Here is a 5,729-nt window from a genome sequence, read left to right on the forward strand (position 1 = left end):
CTTGAGGTGGTTTAAAGCCAGTTTCCGACAACAGACTTTGATGGGCCTACCATCATCTTCCAATGAGCTTATACACATCTGACCTCTATTTCCGTATAGCGTCAGCTTGTGTGCCTGTGGCACACTCCAAGATTTTCAGCGAAGGAACCTGGTTGCTCATCGGTGACGAAGTCATGGTGACCAAATCAGGGAAAGAAACGTATGGGCTGGGGATTTTTTTTCATCTATTTACAACAAGGCGCTCCCTGGCCTGTGCTTTTTAAACCTGTCATTGCTCCACGTTGAAACGCGAGCTGCTTATCCTTTAATCACCGAGCAGTTGGTGCGCATTGACGTTCAAAAAAGTGCACCCAAAGCGGTCAAGACGAAAGGACAGGCCGTCGGCAGGCCCAAAGGCAGTCTTAACAAAAACAGAAAGGCGGTGGCATTGTCGCCTTTCCAGACGCAGTTGCAGAACTGCATCCGTTCAGCTTTGACCCTGATAGGCCTGGACTTGGCCATCGTCTACTTCGTGTATGATGGCGCCTTGGGCAACAATGCCAGTCTGCAAGCGGTTAACCAGGCAGGACTGCATCTTATTTCTAAGCTACGCCATGATTCAAAGCTCTATTTCCCCTATGCAGGGGCTTATTCAGGCAAGGGCAAGCCCCGTAAATACGGTGAAAAACTAACCGTGGAAACGCTAACGGCTGACTCTCTAACAATAGAAACTGTGGAAAAAAACATCCGCACCCATGTTTACCACGTGCAGGTTTGGCATAAAAACTTTCCCGAATTGCTGAATGTCGCCATCATCGTAAAAGTCAACCTGAACACCGGGCGAACCGCAAAGGTGTTGTTGTTTAGTGATGACCTGACACTGGCCAGTGAAAAGTTGATTGATTATTACGCCTTGCGTTTTCAAATCGAGTTTAACTTTCGAGACGCCAAACAATACTGGGGACTCGAAGATTTTATGAATATCAAAGCAACGCAAGTCAACAATGCCGCTAACTTTGCCCTCTTTATGGTGACCTTTTCGCAGCTATTATCAGCCAAACTCGAGGGCGTAAACAGGAGCAGTATGCTGGACTTAAAAACTATCTTTAGGGCGCGAAAATATACGCGGCGCATTATAAATTCGCTCGGCAAAAATGCGGATGAGTTTTATATTGATGATAGGATTTTCCAAGCCGCAGAAATCGGTCGAATTCATGCGAAAGCAGCATGATTTTTGGCGAAGGTATTGATATAACCTGACATAATGATTATTAACTTGAACGGCAAAGCCTGAATAGCCTTCAGTATCGCTGCCAGGCATTGTGCCAATATCCATTGCTTTTCCGTCAGGAAAAATAATGCGCTGCCAAGCTAACAACACTCTCGCCTAACCATACTCGACTTCGCTTGAATAAGTCCCAACCAACTGCGACTTTTGCGGTATTAATTTCCATCTATGCGTAGCTGTATCGTAGACGTCTTGACTAAGGATTCCGTCATAAATAACTTCCCGGAATTAGGCTTGTGTCGAACTGTGCGATTTTCCCTCCTCTTTGAAAAAGAGAGGCTGGGGGAGCGTTTTTAATCAATCCCCCTCGATATCCCCCTTTTTCAAAGGGGAAGTTATTGGTAGCGATATCCTAACTTGTCCGGCAATCTGCACAGGTAGGGAAGTGTTAATGGTCAACAGAATTGAGCTAAAACTGGCTGCCAGCGACCAGAATGTTTTGAATTAATATGTTTTTTACCACACCCAAAAAGGGGTAAAAAACAGGCCGCAAATAAAAGGTGTTTTTTGGGTATAAAAATCATGTAAAACTCGCATGTCAAAACGTTAAATGAGACCCCTAAAAAGCCCTACATTTGGGGGGCCTTGTGAAAGCTGAAAAGTTGATCTCTTATATGTATGTTACTGACTAAAAAAAACGCGTCAGTAACACGCGTCAGTAACGTTTTGTTACTGACGAGAAATAGCTGGAGAAATTAGTCCTAATTTGATATCTTATTTAGTACCTAATTTGATACCTAATACAGTCCTAATTTAGTACCTATTTTGATATCGATTGTTGTGAAGAATTTCCCTGGTGGCGCTTAATTTGATTAAAATTAACTGACGCCTGTTACAAGGTGGTGTCATCATGCTCGATCACGATTTGTTTTAATAAAGTGTCAGTGGTAGTGACTTTGAATTCGCCTAATCAGACGCACAGGCAGTGACCGCAATTACACAAAATCTTCTTACGGGCTCCCCATTTTTATAAATTGGATTGTAACTACTCGTCCCCATAAAAAAATAAAAAAAGCTTGACAGGTGTTTAGCGCCTAAAAATTGAAACTGTATAACCCTGATTTAATTACAGCCTTAGTGGTAGCCTCAGTGCGTGTAGCGGCAAGTTGGCCAAATCCGATGCGCACAACTTGTGGAAGCGATTTAAGGCCCATGAAGCCGCCATACTACTATTTGCTAAGGAGCCGCATGTGGCGTTTACCAATAATCGTGCTGAGCAGGATTTACGCATAACCAAAGTCAAACAAAAGGTCTCGGGCTGCTTTCGGGCCGAAGTATATGCTCATGCCTACTGCCGATTCCAGCTATCTGCAAACGATGGCTAATCGAGGCTATAATCTGCTCATCGCGATTCATTGGCGCTTGAAGGGAACGCAATGACTGTAGGGGGTGAGTAGTTACGTTTCCGGTTGGCTATGATTTTACGCTGCCCGCTACCTGACATTCGCCAAGCGTCACTAACGACCCAAACCCGTCGGTCGCGTTTCTCCAAAGCGGCCGGTCAGCCAAATTCAGTTTTGCGGACTGGAAGTCTACAAAGCGGCCATTGGTGACCTCAACCTATCGGCCATTACCCGACTTTCGGGCTCACTATCCAATTTAAATAGTTCAGGTATCCGGTGACTCAGCTGAATGTCAGGTATTCGGCAAGCAAATCGACATTATGACCGCGTCACTACGGCCAAAACCAGCCGCTCAGGTACTCCCTCAAGCCATAAGTATCTACACATCTTTTCCTAAAAATTGCTGAGCGGTTGCCTTCAAACTATCCAGTTCTTCTTGAGAATAGGCATCCATGATTTCAAGCATGGAGAGGAAGACCCACAGCCCCGACAATAGTGCTGGATTCGTAAACTCCTTTTTGTGGCGCATTTGCCTGCCGCTGAGCTTGATCAGAAATAGTCTTAATTCAGCCGCTTCCTTACTTTTGTCGGCGGCTATGGCCCAAACCGTAACACAGGCCATGCTAGCCACCAAGAGGCGTTTGGCAATGGCCAGGGCTGATTCCTGTTGCCACGATTCGAGGTGATGGCCTGCCGACTTGACCAGTTTGAAGAAACACTCGATACCCCATCATAAAAACACCTATAAATGAATTCTTGACAAACGAGGAAATTCTACCAATAATTCATAAAGATGCACTCATGTCACTGGTCCGATGGAGCCAAGCGCATGGTCAAAAACTCAAGCCAAGTGAATGCGAATCCAAATTCCAGCCTCTGGCAGAGCCTACCCCTTCCTCAAAAAAAACATCTGATCAACTTGGTAGCGGAACTGGTTCAGCGCCAATTGACGAAACCAACCCAATCGAAAGGGGGCTGCCATGAATGCAGTCTTACCCAATCGCACGATTAATCAACTGGATCACAGCGGAAAAATCAAGGCTCAACACCTCAATCGAAAAGCTATCATTTACATCCGGCAATCGACATTACAACAAGTCCAACGGCACCAAGAATCGACAAGGCTACAATATGGTTTAGTCGATAAAGCTATTTTATTAGGCTGGCCACGGTGCGACATTGAAGTCATTGATGATGATCTGGGCTGCTCCGGCAGCACAATGGCCGGTCGGCAAGGCTTTCAGCGGCTGGTTGCTGAAGTGGGCCTTGATCATGTCGGTCTGGTTTTGGGTCTGGAGATGTCTCGACTTTCCAGATCATCACGCGACTGGTATCAATTACTGGAAGTCTGCGCCATTTTCAGTACACTTATCGGTGATATGGACGGTATTTATGACCCCAGCCTTTACAATGACCGACTATTATTAGGACTCAAGGGAACCATGTCTGAAGCCGAACTGCACATACTTAAACAGCGCATGCTTGAGGGTAAACGAGCTAAAGCGCGTCGTGGCGAATTAGGCATGCCTGTCGCGATGGGTTTTGTTCGGCAATTATCCGGCCTAATCGTAAAAGACCCGGACGAACAGGCACAAAGTGCAATTGGGCGAATTTTCGAGCTGTTCGAAAGGAAAAGAACGATTAATGGCGTTCTGATTGAGCTGGTCTCACAACAAATTCAAATGCCTCATCGGGTGGCTGGTGGCCTCAATAAAGGCGATCTGGTTTGGCGTCGTCCTAATCGGATTACACTCAGTAATCTATTACACAACCCTATCTATGCCGGCGCTTATGCTTACGGGCGTCGTCCTACCGATCCGCGTAAAAAGATTCCTGGCCGCCCCTCAACGGGTCGAACGGTAGCGGGGATCAATGACTGGGAGGTTTTGATTAAAGATCATCATCCTGCCTATATCAGTTGGGCGCAATATGAGCGTAACGTTCAGCAATTGCAAGCCAATACGGCGCAAGCACTCGGAGTGGTACGTAAAGGAGCGGCCCTGTTATCGGGATTGCTTATTTGCGGGCGTTGTGGATTGCGTATGGCGCCGCATTACAGTGGCCAGATGGGGCAATATCGTTACAGCTGTGACCGAATGAAGATCGATTATGCAGAAGCGGCCTGCCAATCCCTCTCCGGATTAACCTTGGATGACTACGTCACCGCGCAGATTTTCAAAGCCTTACAACCCGCCGCGCTAGAAATCAGCATGGCGACCGCCGAAGATCAAGCAATAGAACGTCAAAAACAAGTGAAATATTGGTTACAGCGTTTAGAGCGGGCGCATATCGACACCGAGCGTGCCGCTCGCCAATACAATGCGGTTGAGCCCGAAAATCGCCTAGTGGCGAGAACACTTGAGCGAAAATGGGAAGAAACCCTGAATACCGAGTTAGAACTTAAAGCGCAATACGAGCAATATTTGCTTGAACAGCCAACCGTTTTGTCGGAGGAAGAGCGACTTGCCATCCAACATTTGGCACAGGATATTCCAAGCCTGTGGAAAGCGGAAACCACAACGGCAATGGATCGCCAAATGATCGTTCGCCAACTTATCGAGCGTATTTTAGTGACCGTGATTGATAACACCGAAAAAGTGCAGACCGAAATTCATTGGTACGGCGGACATATAACCCACGCATGGCTTGACCGGCCTGTCGCCAAATTAGAGCAATTGGCAGGTTATCAAGCCATGATGAGCCGGGTAAAAGAACTCCAATCTCAAGCTTGCACCCCCTCCCAAATCGCTGAAAAATTAAACACAGAAGGCTGGAAACCGCCAAAACGGCGACCAACCTTTAATGCCCCAATGGTTCGATGCTTACTGAACCGGCAAGGCATCCGGATTGGCACCCAAAAACAGCAGCAGACAGCAACTATTCCGCTAGGAGCTGATGAGTGGACGTTGAAAGCGTTGGCTAATGAATTGAAAATGCCGGAACCGACGCTTTATTCTTGGATAAAAAAAGGCCAAGTAAGAGCCCGACAGATAAAAGTAGATATTCGTTCCTTTTGGATCATTACGGCAAATCAACAGGAATTGGAGGAATTACGTAAATTGCGGACTGTTAATCGTACCTGGATAAAACCAGTTGCAGAACCGATACAATAATTTTCT

The 5,729-nt window shown here is 46.5% G+C and carries 4 protein-coding genes and 1 pseudogene; 3 read left to right on the top strand and 2 right to left on the bottom strand.

The window, feature by feature from the left end:
- The first annotated feature begins 226 nt into the window (after positions 1-226).
- Positions 227-1,210 carry a transposase gene (locus Q7V32_RS01075; RefSeq protein ID WP_370691393.1) on the top strand — a complete coding sequence of 328 codons (984 nt, stop codon included), beginning with the start codon at positions 227-229 and terminating at the stop codon, positions 1,208-1,210.
- Between the two features lie 18 nt (positions 1,211-1,228).
- Here Q7V32_RS01075 and Q7V32_RS20755 read toward each other — a convergent pair.
- Positions 1,229-1,468, bottom strand: a pseudogene (locus Q7V32_RS20755) (TrbI/VirB10 family protein); the annotation flags it as partial.
- 929 nt (positions 1,469-2,397) lie between these two features.
- Between Q7V32_RS20755 and Q7V32_RS20760 the strand changes: the two are divergent.
- Positions 2,398-2,592, top strand: coding sequence for a transposase (locus tag Q7V32_RS20760; protein ID WP_370691394.1), 195 nt, complete (start codon positions 2,398-2,400; stop codon positions 2,590-2,592).
- Between the two features lie 397 nt (positions 2,593-2,989).
- Here Q7V32_RS20760 and Q7V32_RS01085 read toward each other — a convergent pair whose 3' ends face one another.
- The gene (locus tag Q7V32_RS01085) at positions 2,990-3,232 is read right to left on the bottom strand and encodes a hypothetical protein (protein WP_304895144.1); all 243 of its coding nucleotides are present in this window, start codon (positions 3,230-3,232) and stop codon (positions 2,990-2,992) included.
- 358 nt (positions 3,233-3,590) lie between these two features.
- Here Q7V32_RS01085 and Q7V32_RS01090 point away from each other — a divergent pair, with 358 nt between their 5' ends.
- Complete coding sequence (locus tag Q7V32_RS01090) at positions 3,591-5,723, top strand: recombinase family protein (RefSeq protein ID WP_304895145.1); 2,133 nt, start codon at positions 3,591-3,593, stop codon at positions 5,721-5,723.
- Positions 5,724-5,729 lie beyond the last annotated feature (6 nt).

It is taken from the genome of Methylicorpusculum sp., from assembly GCF_030651835.1.
Lineage (GTDB): Bacteria > Pseudomonadota > Gammaproteobacteria > Methylococcales > Methylomonadaceae > Methylicorpusculum.